14 protein-coding genes and 1 pseudogene are annotated in these 16,091 nt (G+C 67.6%); 8 read left to right on the forward strand and 7 right to left on the reverse strand.

From position 1 onward, the window contains the following. From DIZ27_RS40320 to DIZ27_RS40330, 3 genes and pseudogenes are all read left to right on the forward strand, one after another. Window positions 1–766 (forward strand): IS110 family transposase (locus DIZ27_RS40320; RefSeq protein ID WP_109383309.1); only part of this gene is annotated, 766 nt, incomplete at its 5' end. Between the two features lie 237 nt (window positions 767–1,003). Next, window positions 1,004–2,701, forward strand: a complete 1,698-nt coding sequence (locus DIZ27_RS40325; RefSeq protein WP_258308799.1) for an IS1182 family transposase — start codon at window positions 1,004–1,006, stop codon at window positions 2,699–2,701. 119 nt (window positions 2,702–2,820) lie between these two features. Continuing rightward, window positions 2,821–3,625, forward strand: a pseudogene (locus DIZ27_RS40330) (transposase family protein). Here the strand turns inward: DIZ27_RS40330 and DIZ27_RS40335 are convergent. The 5 genes from DIZ27_RS40335 to DIZ27_RS40350 are packed head-to-tail and all read right to left on the reverse strand — an operon-like array spanning window position 3,617 to window position 6,486. Then, window positions 3,617–4,549 carry a DUF4365 domain-containing protein gene (locus DIZ27_RS40335; RefSeq protein WP_258308800.1) on the reverse strand — a complete coding sequence of 311 codons (933 nt, stop codon included), beginning with the start codon at window positions 4,547–4,549 and terminating at the stop codon, window positions 3,617–3,619. The pseudogene DIZ27_RS40330 and the gene DIZ27_RS40335 sit on opposite strands and share 9 nt — an antisense overlap. 38 nt (window positions 4,550–4,587) lie before the next feature. Continuing rightward, window positions 4,588–5,145, reverse strand: coding sequence for a hypothetical protein (locus DIZ27_RS46630; RefSeq protein ID WP_219933712.1), 558 nt, complete (start codon window positions 5,143–5,145; stop codon window positions 4,588–4,590). Between the two features lie 19 nt (window positions 5,146–5,164). Next, the gene (locus tag DIZ27_RS46635) at window positions 5,165–5,698 is read right to left on the reverse strand and encodes a hypothetical protein (RefSeq protein ID WP_219933713.1); all 534 of its coding nucleotides are present in this window, start codon (window positions 5,696–5,698) and stop codon (window positions 5,165–5,167) included. A gap of 3 nt (window positions 5,699–5,701) precedes the next feature. Next, the gene (locus DIZ27_RS40345) at window positions 5,702–6,079 is read right to left on the reverse strand and encodes a hypothetical protein (RefSeq protein ID WP_109383313.1); all 378 of its coding nucleotides are present in this window, start codon (window positions 6,077–6,079) and stop codon (window positions 5,702–5,704) included. After that, entirely contained in the window at window positions 6,076–6,486 is a 411-nt protein-coding gene (locus DIZ27_RS40350; protein ID WP_109383314.1) for a hypothetical protein, read from the reverse strand. Before DIZ27_RS40350 ends, DIZ27_RS40345 begins: the two co-directional genes overlap by 4 nt. A 340-nt stretch (window positions 6,487–6,826) precedes the next feature. Here DIZ27_RS40350 and DIZ27_RS40355 point away from each other — a divergent pair, with 340 nt between their 5' ends. From DIZ27_RS40355 to DIZ27_RS40375, 5 genes are all read left to right on the forward strand, one after another. Further along, on the forward strand, window positions 6,827–7,015 hold the full coding sequence (locus DIZ27_RS40355; RefSeq protein ID WP_109383315.1) for a hypothetical protein: 189 nt from the start codon (window positions 6,827–6,829) through the stop codon (window positions 7,013–7,015). Window positions 7,016–7,202: 187 nt separating this feature from the next. Continuing rightward, a complete protein-coding gene (locus tag DIZ27_RS40360) occupies window positions 7,203–8,678 on the forward strand; it encodes a hypothetical protein (protein WP_109383316.1) in 1,476 nt (491 codons plus the stop codon). A gap of 95 nt (window positions 8,679–8,773) precedes the next feature. Continuing rightward, window positions 8,774–10,462, forward strand: a complete 1,689-nt coding sequence (locus DIZ27_RS40365) for a hypothetical protein (RefSeq protein WP_109383317.1) — start codon at window positions 8,774–8,776, stop codon at window positions 10,460–10,462. 292 nt (window positions 10,463–10,754) lie between these two features. Further along, on the forward strand, window positions 10,755–11,162 hold the full coding sequence (locus DIZ27_RS40370) for a hypothetical protein (protein WP_109383320.1): 408 nt from the start codon (window positions 10,755–10,757) through the stop codon (window positions 11,160–11,162). Beyond that, window positions 11,159–13,240: an Hsp70 family protein gene (locus DIZ27_RS40375; RefSeq protein ID WP_109383318.1), complete on the forward strand. Its 2,082-nt coding sequence runs from the start codon at window positions 11,159–11,161 to the stop codon at window positions 13,238–13,240. Before DIZ27_RS40370 ends, DIZ27_RS40375 begins: the two co-directional genes overlap by 4 nt. A 105-nt stretch (window positions 13,241–13,345) precedes the next feature. Here DIZ27_RS40375 and DIZ27_RS40380 read toward each other — a convergent pair whose 3' ends face one another. Next, window positions 13,346–14,392 carry a hypothetical protein gene (locus tag DIZ27_RS40380; protein ID WP_109383319.1) on the reverse strand — a complete coding sequence of 349 codons (1,047 nt, stop codon included), beginning with the start codon at window positions 14,390–14,392 and terminating at the stop codon, window positions 13,346–13,348. 779 nt (window positions 14,393–15,171) lie between these two features. Continuing rightward, the coding region (locus DIZ27_RS40385; protein WP_109383321.1) for a zinc-binding dehydrogenase at window positions 15,172–16,091 on the reverse strand (920 nt) is incomplete at its 5' end.

Below are 16,091 nucleotides of genomic sequence, written 5' to 3' on the forward strand. Positions count from 1 at the left end.
CACCGGAGGAGACCGCAAGCACGACGCCAAGGACGCCCTCCACGTCGCCCAGGTCGCCCTCTTCCGCCACGACCTCCGCCCCGTCGCGCGGGAAGACCAGACCACGATCCTGCGGCTGCTGACCGAGCGGCGAGACGACCTGGTCCACGAGCGCACCCGCGTCCTCAACCGGCTCCACGCCGTCCTGCGCGATCTCCTGCCCGGCGGAGCACCCACCGGGCTGTCGGCCGACAAGGCCGCCGCCCTGATGAAGGGCATCCGGCCGGTCACGGCCACCGACAACTGCCGCCGGGACATAGCCCGTGACCTGCTGGCCGACCTGCGCCGCCTGGACCGGCAGGTCAAGGACAACGAGGCCGAAATGCGCGAGGCCGTCGCCGCGACCCGCACCACGCTGACCACCCTGCCGGGCCTGGGCACCGTGCTGGCCGCCAAGGTCATCGGCCACGTCGGCGACGTCGGCCGGTTCCCCACCGAGCACCACTTCGCCAGCTACACCGGCAGCGCCCCCCTGGACGCCTCCAGCGGCAACAACGTCCGCCACCGGCTCAACACCGGCGGCAACCGCGCACTGAACTCGGTGCTGCACACCATCGCCGTCTGCCAGATCCGCGACGGCGGGCGCGGGCAGGACTACTACCTGCGCAAGATCGGTGAGGGGAAGACGCCTTCGGAGGCCCGCCGGGCCCTCAAGCGACGCCTGTCCAACGTGGTCTACCGGATCATGAAACGAGACCAACGGACCCACCTTGCCCAAGCCGCTTGACACACAGAGGCGCTATGAGGTCACGATCGCCGGGCCGGTACGCGCAACGGCACCGCTCGGAAGGCCGACGATTCAGAGTAAGGACAGCCGAAGCGTCAATCGGGGATTGGGTCAGACCCTCGAGCAGTGCCTCCCTCATCCTCACAGTCGGGGATCTTGGAGTTTCACGGTGCGGCAGCGTGATCAACGGGCATGCTCGGGTGGTTCCGATAACCGATGCAGCCGTCGAGGTGCCCGTTGTCCCTCCGTCCCCGTTCCGGTGAGCAAGTCCCGCCTCTGACCGCGCAGATCGCGCGGGCGAGCAACCCGGATGGCACGACGGCGATATGGGTGCGCGACCGGCTCGATGGGCTGTGGCGCGACGAGGACTTCGCCAACTGGTATCCGCGTGACGGGCGCCCCGGTCTCTCGCCCGCCCAGCTGGCCACCGTCTGCGTGCTGCAGTTCCTGCTCGGTCTGTCGGACCGGCAGGCCGCCGAGGCGGTCCGCTGCCGTATCGACTTCAAGTACGCGATGGCCATGGAGCTGGACGACCCCGGCTTCCACCACAGCGTGCCGGCCGACTTCCGCGACCGTCTCACCGAGGACGACCGCGCCGACCGCCTCCTCGACCTCGCGCCGGCCCGGCTCAAGGAGGCCGGACTGGTGCGCGAGCGCACCACGCAGCGCACCGACTCCACCCACGTCCTGGCCGCGGTCCGCGACCTGACCCGCCTGGAACTGATCACCGAGACGGTCCGCGCGGCGCTGGAAGAGGCCGCCGGCACCGCCGGTCATCTGCTGGACGGCCTGGTCGACGAGGAGTGGGGGCGCCGCTACGGCCGACCGGTCCGCCTGGGCAAGAACCCCACCCGGCCCAAGACCAGGATCCTGGCCACCGGTGATGACGCCTTCCGGCTGCTGGAACATCTGCGCCGGCACGGGGCAGGCCGCGCGTTCGGTCCCCGGGCCCAGGCCCTGCGGCAGATCATGGTGCAGAACTATTACCGCGATGCGGCGGGCCGCCTGCGCTGGAGGACCGATGACGACGGCGAGCTGCCGCCCTCGTCCCGGGCGCTCGTCTCTCCCTACGACACCTCGGCCCGCTACGCACGTCACGGACATATCATCAGCTGGAGAGGGTTCTCCGCTCATCTGACCGAGACCTGTGCCCCTGACGGTCCCAACGTGATCACGGATGTGGCCACCACGGCGGCCACCACGCACGACAGCCAGGTCCTGCCCGGCATCCATACCCGCCTGGGGCGTCGTGGCCTGCTGCCCGCCGAGCACCTGGTCGACAGCGGCTACACCTCCCTGGTCCATCTGGAACAGGCCGCCCGCGAACACCAGGTCACCGTCACCGGACCGCTGCCGGGCAACCTCACCCGGCAACACCGCCGAGGCGAGGGCTTCGGCCGGGACGACTTCCACATCGACTACGACCGCCGGCAGGTCACCTGCCCCCAGGGCCAGGTCAGCCGGGGCTGGCACGGCCCCTACCCGACGTCCTCGCCGACCGCGGCCCCGCTGATCGTGGCCCGGTTCACCAGGGGCCGGTGCCGGCCCTGCCCGGCCCGCCCCCGGTGCACCACCTCCCGCGAAAGCGCCCGCAACGTGGGCTTTCCCCCGCGCGAACTCCGCGACCTGCAAGTCCGCGTCCGCACCGAGCAGCAGACACCCGAGTGGAAGACCCGCTATGCGGTGCGCTCCGGAGTGGAGGGCACCGTCAACGAGTTCGCCCACGGCCACGGCCTGCGACGCTGCCGCTACCGAGGACAGAACAAGGCCCACCTCCAACACGTCCTGACCGCCATCGCCGTCAACATCGAGCGCCTCAGCGGACTGCCACCGACCGGAGAAGTGCCCCCACCCCGCCAGCCGACCGCCTTCCAGAACTACCTCGATCAGCAAGAAATCCATCGGCCGAAGTCCTGGCGATCCAGCAGCAGTTGACCGCAGCGAAGCTAAGATCCCCGACAGAGTCAAGCTTAGTGAACCTCTTTCATCCTGTCCCGGCCGGGTGAAATGGGCTGGTCAGGTGGGGTGACGTGGCGAAGCCCCTCGTCGTTGGTGTGGCGATCTCACTCAACACGCCATCGGCCGGGGGCTTCGTTGGTTCCGTATCCTTCCATGCTCGACGTCCCGCACGAGCTGGTCGAGCATGTCTCCTGGCTCATCTACGCTCGAAGGCGTGAACTTCGCTCGACCTGGCGGAGGTTGAGCTGCTTCAAGCAGGCCCTGCTGGTTCTGGCACACCTGCGAAAGAACGAGACCTTGGCACAGGTCGGCGCAGGGTTCGGGGTGTCCGAGGCGACGGCATGGCGGTATGTGCACGAGACCGTCGAGGTCCTCGCCTCGTGGGCGCCGGGACTGCATGAGGCCCTCGTCGGTCTGGGCGAAGACGACTTCGTCATCCTCGACGGCACGCTCATCCCCACCGACCGCATCGCCGCGGACGAGCCGTACTACTCGCAGAAACACAAGCAGCACGGCATGAACGTCCAGGTCATCACGACGCCGGACGGTACGCCGCTGTGGTTCTCACGGGCAACGCCGGGCCGGACCCACGACCTGACCGCAGCCCGTGCCCACGGCATCGTCCAAGCCTGCCTGACCCGCCAGATCCTCGTCCTGGCCGACCGTGCCTACCAGGGCGCCGGCGCCACAGTCTGCACTCCGTACTACGGCCACCGCGGCCTGCCCGAGCACTACCAGCAGTACAACCGCGACCGCGCCCGTCTACGTGCTGCCGGCGAACGCGCCTTCGCCCGCCTCAAGTCCTGGCGGCTGCTGCAGCGAGCACGCTGCTCAACCAACCGCATCGGCAGGACTGTGGCAGCCGTGCACACCCTCTTGACCTGCCAATACTTAGGATGAAAGAGGTTCAGTGAGCAACCTCCCGCCCTCCATCGCGAACCTATCCACGACCAGGAACGCCTTGCCCAGCTCGTTGAGTGTCAGCTCAAGCCGGTAGAAGTCGACCTCGCCGCCACCGTTGCGGTACGGCCGGATCCTGTCTGGATCCAGACCCCGCTTCCACTCCTCGAACGGCACTTCCGTGAAGGGCTCGTACTCATCGTCCCAAATGCAGCAATCCGCTCTGTACTGGTCATACTCCGTCCCGTCGTACGTCTCCGGGTGTACCTGGGCGTTAGCCCACGCGAACAGCTTCGGCACCACCTCGGCGTAGCTGGCGAGGCCAAGGAACACGCCCCAACTGGCCAGCTTCTCGGGCTCCTCGCCGTCCTCGTTATCTACGCCTAGACGGATGTCACCTCGCCCTGAGGTCTTGTTGACCCACTCCTCCATGTCCACTACCAGCCGCTTGCCGCTGGCCAGCAGCTCCATCCACGGCTTGGCCAGCTGCAGTTCACGGATACGCAGCTCGTACGGGTCGCCTTCGGCAGCCTCCCGGAGGGCCTTTCGGGCGCTTACATCCAGCACCTGGGCCTCAGGCACCAGGAGCTTCCAGCCGCCGGTGGACGTCTTCTGGAGCGTCTTTCGGTTGACCAACTGCCAGTGACAGCGCTTGGTCTCCGGGTGGTACAGCACCACGGCCACCGGCAGCGAGTGGTTGAGCCAGTAGGCCACGTGTTCGCCGTCCGGCCGGAACCACCAACCCCCGGGCGCTGGTTCCTTGAACCAACTCATCCCGCTCTTGATCTGCAGGGCCAACAGTCGGCCACGGACGTTTTCGCCGTCGACGACCTCGGCCTGCGCGTCGATGCCGTAGTCCTCGGTGGGCTGCTCGCGGAACAGCCACTCCAGCTCGTCCTCGACGGCGAGCTTGGTGCGGGTCACCCCGGCAGTGGCAACCTTGGCAGATGGTTTACGGCGCATCACGGCTCCATCTTCTGCTGGAATGGGCTCGGCAACCGTTTGCACCAGAAGCCGCCGTCATCGTCTTCAATCTCGTATTCCTCACCCGGCAGCCTCTCGTACAGTCCCGAGATGACCTCCGCGGTGTCGGCAGCCTTGCAGTGCGCGCCATCTGGCTCGGTGTGGATCAGGTAGGTCATGGGGCACTCGCACGCCGTTCCAAAGGCGTAGAACCGACCGTGCATCGCCTCGCAGACGAGCGCGGCAGGGTAGTACACGACGTGCTTGCCGCAGATTGTCGGCAGCTCGACCATGCCACCCACGGCCAGGCTCGGCTCAAGCTCGGTTGCGCGCTTCCACGGCTTCACCTGGATGTGCTGCTCGACCGAGCGGAAGCTCTTGCCGTCGGCGAACCCGGGGAAGGCGTCATCTTCGAGGGGCTGTCCGCTCGGCCAGGTGACCGGCCCCACTGGCGGCCAGAACTCGGGAAGCTCCAGTCGGGTCGACAGCTCGACCTGGAGGCTCGCCGTCGTGAACCGCACCCCCTGAAGCACGAGCTGTCCAACCAAGATGGTCATGGCGTAAGCCTACGGCCGGTCAAGCTCGGGCAGGCCGTCGATACGCACAGCGAGCGGCGTGACGCCGGATCGACCAGCCGCGGACTCCTTCGTATCGTCCGGCCCAGAACTGGCTTGCCGAGAGCGGCCGCAGTTCGTCCCGGAGCGCGTACAGCTCGTGGTCCTCCGAGACCGGGAGTCCGTAGCCTCTGCCGCGATCCGTCTCGGTGGACACCAGCATCGCCGTAAGTGCGGTCTTCTGCACCCACGCCGCGATTACACCCTGGTCCGCCGCCTCGATGCGGCCGGGATGGCCGAGGATGAGAGGGGTTAGGACGCGCTGCGCGGCGACTTCGAGGCGGCTCATCCAGCCGTGGTTGCAGTCGCCGCAGACGTCCCGGACTTTCTGGCGAAACGGTGGGCGCACGCCGAGTTCGCGCCCAATGCGGTTCAGCCAACCAGCACCGTGTGGCACCGGATCAAGGTCAAGGCCGATCTTGCTGAGCCAGTCTCCGAGGACGTGCTCGCCAGTGAGGGTGTCGGCCGAGCCGCAGAATACGCAGATGGCGGGCATGGATCAGCCAGCCTGGGTTGGGTCCGACGCGACCCACGCCGGCCAGTTCCGCCCAGCTCGCGCGAGGAAAGCGTCAACATCGAAGCGGTGCTCCCGCAGCCGCCGCCCGGCGGTCTCCAGTTGCTCCTCGGTGAACAGCTCTCGGTACCACGGCAGCAGCACGAACGCCTCGACGCTCATCTCCAGTCGTCCGTGCTCCCAGAGGGTGGTGAAGCCGTCCGAGGCGTCCCGTCCGCGTAGCAACTGGCGGGCGGCTTCGGCGCCACCCAGTTCGCCGACCATCTCCATGAAGCGGGTCGCGTTGTAGTTGATCTGCCGCTTGAGGCGTTCCACGCCGCGCACCATGGCGCGGTGGAACTGCCGCTCCGCCTCGCTGGTCACGACGCTCCCCGGATGCTCTGGAGGAACTTCCCGGAGTCGTCGTCGAGCATCCAGAACGACCAGCCGTTGCGGTTAGGGCTGACACCCGGCTTGTAGTGCGCCACCACGGCGCGGGCGGCACCGGTCGGCGTCTTGAAGCTCTGCCCACTGAGCGGCCCCGACGTGATGTCGATGCGCGTCGTCCTCGGGTCGTACCTGCCCTGCGTGCGGTGGCCCTCGTAATCCGCGTACACCGTCACGCCGCTCGCCGCCTCCGGTTGCTCCGTTTTCTCCCTCGCCGCAGGGGGTGGCATGCTGGCGGCGGCCACCAACCGTGCCACCACCTCGCCTGCCGTACAGCCGCTCATGCGGGCCGCGAACTCCAGCGACTGGTAGGTCTGCGTGTCCACCTCGACTGTCTCCGTCATAGCGCCTCCTCTCTCTAATGAGAGCGTAGCGACAAGAGAGGAGATAGAGCAAGCAAAAGGAGCAAACGGAGAATGCTGGAGGTCAGGCGGCAACCAGCCGCAGGGATGTGCACCGCCGGTCTGGCTCCACGGTGTACCCACGACGCCGGGCCGTGCGCCATCCTCGTGACTGTCGGTGGTGGTCGGTAGGATCTCCCCGTGAGCGATTCAGACAAGTCCCAGCTGACCGAGACGGAGATCCGCACCCGATACATCACGCCTGCCCTGAGTACCGCCGGTTAACTCCGGCCGGGACTTCCACCCCAGGCTGACAGCAATCCGCGACACCCTCCCCGTCGAGGTGACCGACACCCGCGCCGAACGGATGCCGCCCCGGTTCGTGCATGAGGTGCCCGATGACGCGGAGTCCGGCCGGGGATTGCTGCTCGTGGCCCGGCTGGCGACCCGCTGGGGCACCGATCCGCGCCCCACCTCACCCGGCAAGACCGTATGGGCGGAGCTCATCCCCCACGCGGCACAGCGACGGTGACCTGACCGGACGGGAACCGCGACGCATTGCGAACAGCGTCGACGCGTCCCATGCTGTGCGCAGTGGAGTACGCCTCGGCCGGCTCGGAGGTCGAGACAAGAGGGGGAGCCATGACCGGTTTCTGGATGCGGCTCGGGCAGACACCGTTGCCCGCCCGTCGGAGCTTCGGAGAGCCGGGCCGGCACTCATGACGTACGTCTCGCTGGACCACCGACGTGTCCAGACCGCGGTGATCGGAGACAAGTACTCCGGCGACCCCGTGATCCTGCCGATGGACCATCACGAGCTGGACCGCTGGCGAAAGCTGCATCCGGACTACACCTACTGGTGCGGGATCCAGCTGGGCGGTTGCGGCGGTGAGTTGAGCGACCGGCGCTACACCGACAAGGTGTGCCACTTCGCCCACCATCCCAACGCCGTGTGCCACCGCACCGCCAACGGCGAATCCAGCGCGGACCATCTCTTCATCAAGCGCGGCATGGAACGGCTCCTCGCGAGGCAGGGCCTGCGAGGCAAGGTCAGCACTCGCGATCTCGGTAGCGGTCCGGGCGACGCCGTGGATGTGTTCGTTCCTGCCGTACGACGACGTGTGAGGTTCCAGCTCGGTGCCCTCGACTACCTGGCCTGGCGTCGGGCTGCCGACGAGTTCGCCGAGGACGCCGCCGGCGCGGACTGGGTCTTCGCGCAGGACGGACCGCTGACCCACGAGCTGCAGTACCGGCAGGGATATTCGCTCCGGGTCCGTCTCAGCACGCATGGCGGCGAGCGTCGCGTGCACATCGGGGTCTCAGCGCAGGGACATCCGCTTCAATGGACACCGTTGGAGGAGTGCACGCTGACGCCGACGGGTCTCCTCACCCCGCCTCTGGAGACCGTTCGGCTGTCCCAGGCCCGACACAGGGCCGCGAGCTTCCCGGTACAGGGCGGTCTGGTCTTCGCCCCCGTACCTGGAAGCGAGGTGGCGGAAGAGACGCCTTTCGACCTCGGGGAACGGCACCTGATTGCCGCTTACGTGAAGCCCGTCGACAGCCCCGTCGTGCGAGCTCTGGTCTCTCTTCCCTCCGACGCAGGCGCCCCACTCGCAGGGCACGTCTACCGCGTGCCTGACGGAGCACGCGTTCTCGTGGCGGACGAAGACACGGCCTGGGTCGTTACGGCTGAGCGCTACATCCGGTTGAACGCCCACGAAGCCCAGCGAACCGGGCTCTGGTCTCCCTCCCCGGCCCCCACCGCCGACTGCGGACGGACTGCCCTCCGCCCGGGAGGCCGTATCGATCTGACGACCGCAGCGAGCGCTGACGACTCGTCGGGTTCGACGGCGAAGGCCGGGACCGCGGCCGACTCGGAAGCACAGACGGGCTTCGCGAAGCGTCAGACCGAGAACAGAGAACGCCGAGATCGGGCCAGGGACCTGATCAGTCAGCTCCGGCCGCTTGAAGGGGCTTTGGGCGAGGCAGTTCGCAAGCAGGTCACACGGGCCATCAACGGCGCCGAGTTGTGGCTTGCCGCCGTGACGAACCCCCGGGGTGATGCGTCGAACGAGGGCGGTAGGCATGTCCGACAACTGGAACTCGCCCTCAGGGCCGCGAGGCGTGACCTGAAGCTGGACGAGCACAGCACGTACTCCGGTACGTCAGCTCAGGCCGCGCAGCGGAAAGGGTGAACTGCCCAGCAGAGTGAAGTCGCTACGATCATCGGATATAAGTGCAGCTCGTGACGTATGTCAGTCGCGCCGGTTAACCTGCCTGTGTGTTTGACATGACCGACCCGGTAGCGGCCCGAAAAGCTGCCATCGCGGCCGAAGAGCGCCGTCTGGCCGAGCAGCAGCAGCGGCGTGAGGCTGCGCCCTCCCATCGCACGAGCGGGTTTCTCCTGCGCAAGTGGCGGTGGCTCGGGGTGAATGGCGAGGAGGCCGTGCACGCTGTGCTGGAAGTCCTGGAGGAACTGCAGAACACGAGCTCCGGTCCGGGCGGCGACGGTGGCAGCCGTCACGAAGAGCAACTGCGCAAGGCCAGCGCGGGTTCACCCGAGGCCGACTCTCTGCTGCCCGCAGTCGGAGCACTGCTGAAGCAAGCCACCCCTACCGACGTCCTGAGGCACCTTCGGACACTGCACGCCGCTGGAGTGGAGTGGCTGACCCCGGAGGGGACGGGACGTCAGGCAGTCATCTGCTCAACAGCCCCCAGTCTGCTGCTGGCACGGTCGTCACGGAGTTTGACCGGAGGACCGGCGTACTCGCTGTTCACCTCGGTCGCCATGGGCGGAGCCGTGCCCGTGCCCAGGAAGATGCTGCCCGAGGTGCTCCGCTGGGCTCCGCTGCCTGTCGTCGACGACCTCATCGAGCACGGCGGGATCCTGCCGGAGGACAGTCCATGGGCGTATCGGGCCGACAGCGAGGCGGTCTACCTGCGTGCTCGGCTCGTCCCGGGCAAGGTGACGCGGGACGAGGCCCGCGCCCTGCAGTGGACCTCGTTCCTGCGCCGCGCGGATTTCGTGTCCGGCCAGGACCTGGAAGCCGATGGATCCGATACCGACGGCCGGCCGGACGTCTACGAGTTGCTGCTCGAAGCAGCTGTGGGTGACGCCACCCGCCTTCACGAGCTGGACGCCGCCCTTCCCGAGGAACAGCGCATCCAGCTGCGCAACCTGAAGGCCGGTTCCTACGAGGGCAACTGGCCGAGGACTTTTCTCGACGATCGCGGCCTGTGGGCACTGATGTCCACGCTGTGGGACCCCGATTCCGCCGTCGATCCGCGGCTCAGCGACTTCCATGCATGGACAGCCATCCGAAGGGCCTACGACCTGGTGATCGAAGGCCGAGTGGAGGAGGCCGGACAGCAGGCCGCTGCCTTCGACCGCCTGGCGAAACCCGGGAAAAGACTTCCGCCGAGCATGCCGGGCATGCTGCCCGAAGCCCTCAACATCGCCGCCTACGCAGCCCTCGCCGACGACGATCTGCAGGGCGCCGAAAGGCTGATGGAACGCGCGGCGGCGCTGAGAGACGAGGCGTCGGGCAATCTCGCTCTCATACGGGTGTGGCGTGCGACGCCCAAGAACGCCCGCGATCCTCTCACCAATCCGTACCTGGACCTCGGCCTCCCACACGGCTCCGCCGACTGGGAGACGCGGTACCGCGAGCTCGTCCGCGAGTCCCGCTTCGACACGGTGAAGTACGCGCGGCTGAACATGATTCGCGGTCGACTCGACGAGGCGCGCCGGCACGAAACCGGAGACGGGGTCTTCTTCCGGTTGCCTCTGGACCACACGGTCTACGAAGCGCCCGACGACGTACCCCGGTCTCTCGTCCCGCCGCTGGAGCCGTTGCCGCGGCGTACCCCCGCCATCAGTGGGGCGGAGATGGAGGCGGTGCGCGCGTGTGCCGCTGTCGAGATCCTCCAGGACTTCCGTACCACGCCCCCGCGCCTTGATCGTCATCGCTCCACGTAGTACTCGCACACAGAGTCCGAAACATCCCCTACAACCGGAAAAGCCAGGCCACTCAGCCATGCCGAACTCGCCCCGCCGTCTTGCGATCAAGAAGCGTTCCAACAAGCCCGACAAGCGTTTCAGGTCGCACAAGGTGTGTCCGCACTGCGGGCAGGTCCGTCCCGCGGCGACACAGAAACGCCCAAAACCCACCGCCACGGCGATACGACGCGCGAAAGCGACCGAGCAGCAGCCCCGAACGGCATGGGCCACCTCCGAGCCTCTCGACGCCGCCCAAGTGATCAAAGGCATCGTGGCAGCCGTACCCGCCGCACTCGCGGAACTCGGCGAGGATCAGGGCGGCGCCCGGACGAGCAGCGCGTTGCCCCAAGCGGTCCGTACCGCGGTCATCGCGGAGTTCCGCACCCGCGCGCTGTTCGTCGGCAGGTTGTGTGAGATCGACGCGCTCCTCCACGCCCAGGGTGCGTCCAAGGCAGTTCTGGACGCCATGACCGAGCATCTCGGCCATCTTCAGCTCCGCCGGGTCACGGACCCCGCCTCGCAGGAACTTTTTGTGGTGACCGAGGGAGAGGGCGAGGCCTTCGAAGTTCTGCGGCCGGCATATGTGGACGAGGTCACGGGCAAGCTCGCCCTCGCCGGTCAACTGCGTCGCGTGACCGTCGCGGACAACGAGGCGTGCGTCACCGAGGGGGGCCAGTGACTGCGACGGGTATCGATTTCGGAACGACCAATTCCGTAGCCGCTCAGTGGAACGGCACATACATGGAGGTCCTAGAGCTCGGCGGCTACGGACTCGACGCGGACTGGCGACGTCCGGGCTTCGAGTGTCTCTTCCCCTCCGTGGTGGGCACCAGTTCCCTGCGCGCCGGCACGCTGTTCGGCTGGGAAGCCAAACTCCGTTCGGAGAGCGCGGTGGAAGCCTGCAAGCGCATGCTCCGCGACGAGCAGCTGGTCACGATCGGGAACCGACGCTTCGCGGCGACGACGGCTGCCGCCGGGGTGTTCCGCACCATGGCCAGAGTGGCAGAGGCGGAAGCGGCCACCGACATCGCCAATGCCGTGGTCACGGTTCCGGCCAACGCGACAGGTGCGGCTCGCTACCGGACCCGCGAGGCGGCCAAGGTCGCGGGCATCAGCGTGCAGGCCCTGCTCAACGAGCCGACGGCGGCAGCCATCGCGTACACCCATGCCATGAAAAAGACAGGACAATTCCTGGTTTTCGACTGGGGCGGTGGAACCATGGACTCCACCATCCTGCTCCATGACGACGGCTTCTTCGACGAGAAGGCATCCCGGGGAGTGAACCGCCTCGGCGGGCTCGAAATCGACGAGCGTCTCAAGCGGCTCGTCCTTGAACGAGCACCGCAGCGCCGTCAGTGGACGCCGTCGGAGCAGCGGCAGTTCGGGCTCGACATCGAGCGATCGAAGATCCTCCTGTCCCAGCAGAGCAGCGTCCCTGTCATCACGCCGGATGGCCTCCGCGTGGAAATCACCCAGGACGAGTTCTCGGAGGAGATCCAGGATCTCATCTCCCGTGCACTGGACCCCGTCGAGGCCTGTCTGGAAGACCTCCGCATGGATCCGAGCGAACTGACGGCTGTCCTGATGATCGGTGGCAGCAGCCAGATTCCAGCGGTACGCGCAGCGGTCTCCGAAGCCCTCGGATGCGTGCCGGTGGGAGCCGACCTGTGCAATCCCATGACGGCCGTGGCGGAGGGCGCCACGGTCGCCGCCGCTTCCCTGAACGGCGAGCTCGACAGCATCATCCAGGTGGTCAACTCCCATGCGCTGGGGACAGTGACGACCCAACCCGGTGGCAGGCGCAGTTTCAGTACGATCATCCCGCGGAACCAACCTTTGCCGCAGATTCGCAAGAAGTCCTACACACCGACCAAGGACAATCTGGCGTCTCTCCAGGTGGAGGTGTGGGAAGGCGACCCGGACAAGCCCGTCGACCACCCGGACAACGTCCGGCTCACCGTCCTCACGCTCGAGTACAAAAGGCGATGTTCGGCGCAGGACGGAACCTTCGAGCTCGACTACACCTACACCAAGGAAGGACTGCTCGAAGTGAAGGCGACGCTCGTCAAGACCGGCGAGATCGTCCTGAACGAACCGGTGTCGACCTTCGGCACCACAGGGGCGTCGCCGGAGGTCGAGAAGGAGCTGACCCACCTGATGTCCCTGAGCGGGACGTCCCAGCGCAGTGCCCCGCTGCCCACACACCCGCATCGGACCCAGCCTGTCGTCCCGTCCGAGGCAGTGGGCTCGAAGCCTGGCAAGGCGTCCCCGGCGGCACTGGCCCGGCTCGCAGCCACAGTGGACAATCGCCCGCTGGTGGTTGACGGTTCCAATCTCGCCTGGGTCTCTAGCGCCAGTCGGGCTGCCGGTGGCCGGCCCCGTTTCGCCGTCCTCGAGGAGGGCGTCGCCGCTCTGCAGCGCCGCTTCCCCAACAGGGACATTCATGTCGTCATCGACGCGACGCTGCGCCACGACGTGGCCGCCGAGGAGCGAGGGGCTGTGCAGGCGGCGATCGACGCGCGCCGGGTCGTGCAGCCGCCGGCCGGCACCGAGGGGCGCGGAGATGCACTCGTCGTCGACATCGCCAACGCCGTCGACGGGGTGATTGTCTCGAACGACAACTTCGCGCCGCTCCAGGCCGCCAACCCCTGGCTGCGGACGCCTGGGCGAATGCTCGGCGCGACCTTGTCCCAAGGGGTCTGGGTTTTCAGCTCACGGGTGCCACCGCTCAACAGTGGTGCGCGCTACAAGGGATGACGGCCTCCTGGGAATCGACCCACCAGTGGGTCGATTCCCAGGGCGTGAAGTGACCAGCGGTGCCGAGTTCAGCCCGGGACCGCTGCTCATGGCCCGGCCAGCGGGTCAGCGGGCCGGCTTCTCCGGGCGCACGGTCTTGCGCTCGGGTGCCCGGAACTCCGCCTGCTCCCGAAGCATGTCCCGGTAGAGGTCGGTGATCCGGGATTTGGCCGCGTCTACGCCGGCGAGGTCTCCTTGCCGCGCCGCCGCGGTCAACCCGTCGCCCGCCTGCTGGACGCGTTGCTGCAATGCGGCGTTGACCCCGTTGTGCGAGGCGAGAGCCAGTGCGCTCATCACCTGGTACAGGTTCTCGCCGAGGCGGCGCCGGATGCTCAGCACTTCCTCGGCGATCTTGTGTCCACGGTCGAAGTCGGCGGCCTCGCGCATCGACTTCAGGGTGCTGCGGTGGCGCCGCATCGCCTCCAGGTCCTCGGGCGGCATCAGCTCGGCCACGTGACGCGGATAGCGGTATGCGAGGGCTGTGGCCCAGCGCACGTTCTGCTGGCGTTCCAACAGTTGGTCTGCGTCTTCCAGGAGCGTGTCCAGGGAACGCCCGAAAGCCTCGCCTCTGACGACCTGTACCAGCGCGGCCGCCGTCTCCGTCAGGACCGCGGATTCCACCTGGGTGAGTTCGTGACGCCAGTCGGCGAGGAACTTCTGGTACCGCCCGTGGGCCTCCCGTGCCCTCCTGCGGAACTCCGGGGGCAGCGGGTTGCGCAGGAAAACGGCCCGGGCGAACGAGGCTCCGTCGAGCCGGGTCTTCAGTCGGATCGAGCGGTCCTTGTCGAGGTGTACGGCGATAGTGAGTGCCTTGGTGCCCGTCGTTCCCTCGGGCAGTTCGTACATCGAGACGCCGCAAAGGTCGTTGCGCTCCGCCGGCTGGAGGTCTCCCTCGTGCAGGGCGATTTCCAGGATGTCCCCCGGATTGGCGATGACGTGGAAATCGTGCCGGATCGCTTGCTGAGTGGGGTAGCGGGTGCCTGCTTGGACCAGGATCTCCAGACTGCCGTCACTGGTTCGGACGCCGATGGGACGAGGGGTCACATCTGACGGGGCCGCAACGGGCAGCTCCGCATCGCAGTACGAGCAGAAGGCGAGACCGAGCTGGTTCACCAACGCGCAGTTCGGGCACTTCAGACCGCCGCTGTCGCGCAGTTCCGCCCCGCACAGGGCCCTACGGCCACGCGGTCGACGTAACTGAGGGTGATGCTGGCCTTTGCGACCGGCCTAGCTTGGTCCAAGGTGCAATCGGGCAGGGGACTCTCCAGCTCATACTTCCTGCGCGAGCTGTGAGACGCAGAGAGTGCCTGCATGGAAGCTGCGCGGACGAGCCACCTCAGGGGCACAAGCGCATCCCATCAAAACAATTGCGTGTGCATATTCTCGGGGGATGATCTTACGACTCGCGGGAACCTCAACATCAATTAGCCCTGTTGCGGCTGGTCAAAGGATCTCGTGAACGTCCCACTCGCAGTGACGATACGGATGCAAGGGCCTCGACCTTACGGTGGGGGTCCTTTTCGCATGCTCTTGACTGATGGTGACGCTCAGGCGTTCGTGAAGTGGGTCTTCCTCGTCGGCGTCGGCTGCGTGAACGCACTGTGCAATGATTTCGGAACTCTCAGTGATCCCTCGGGCCTGGTGTGCGACCAGACCGCTCTCACCCACTACGTCTTCGACGACCAGCACGGACGGGCACGGAAAGCATCACACCCACAGGAGCGTTGGAAGCCGTTCAACCCGGTGCTCGGCGGCGCGGCTCACCCGTCCTCCCGCAGACCGGGGCGGCGCGGCCGAGCTGCCCGAGTAGCCTCCTGCACGGCCCGGCCGCCGAGGGAAGGTGCCGATGGTGCTCCTCCCGTGACCGGGAGGAGCACCATCGGCCGGGCGCGTCAGGTGTCCAGCATGCCCGAGGCGTCGATGACCTGGCGGATCGCCCGGCCCGAAGCCAGCTCCTCCATCGCCGCGTTGATGTCGGACAGCGGCAGTGTGCCTGTGTGCATCCGCTCCACCGGCATCAGACCGGCCCGCCACAGGTCCAGGAACCGGGGGATGTCACGGCGCGGGACCGCGTCGCCCATGTACGAGCCCAGCAGGGACTTGCCCTCGCCCGCGAACGCCAGGGCCGGAACCTCCAGTACCCGGTCGGGGGCGGGCAGGCCCACCGAGACGACCTTGCCGCCCCGGGCCACAGCGGTCAGGCACTGCGCCATCACCTCGGGGCTGCCCACCGCCTCCACGGCCAGCTCGGCCCCGCCGCCGGTGAGTTCGCGGATCTCCTCGATCGCCTCGCCGGGAGCGCAGGCGTGAGTCGCGCCCAGCTGCAGAGCCAGCTCGCGCTTCTCCCGGACCGGGTCGACCGCGATGATCGGGTACGCGCCCGCCGCACGGGCACCCAGCACCGCGGACAGGCCCACGCCGCCCAGGCCGTACACCACCGTCGACTGGCCGGGGCGCAGGGCCGCCGTGTTGATGACGGCTCCGGCGCCGGTCAGGACGGCGCAGCCGAACATCGACGCCACCGTGAACGGGATGTCCTTCGGGATCGGCACCACCGATTCCTGGGCCAGCACTGCGTGTTCGGAGAACGCGGAGACGCCCAGCTGGTGGTGGACCGGGGCTCCGGAGGCGTCGGTCAGCAGCGACGGGCCGTGCAGCAGCGCACCCGATCCGTTCGCCGCGGCCGCCTGTGCGCACAGGGCGGGTCGGCCCGCCGCGCAGTCGGCGCAGAAGCCGCAGCTCGGCACGAAGACCAGGGCCACGTGGTCACCGGGACGGACCCGGCTGACGCCCGGTCCGGTGTCCTGGAMGA

Source organism: Streptomyces sp. NWU339, from assembly GCF_003143855.1.
In the GTDB taxonomy this organism is placed as follows: Bacteria; Actinomycetota; Actinomycetes; order Streptomycetales; family Streptomycetaceae; genus Streptomyces.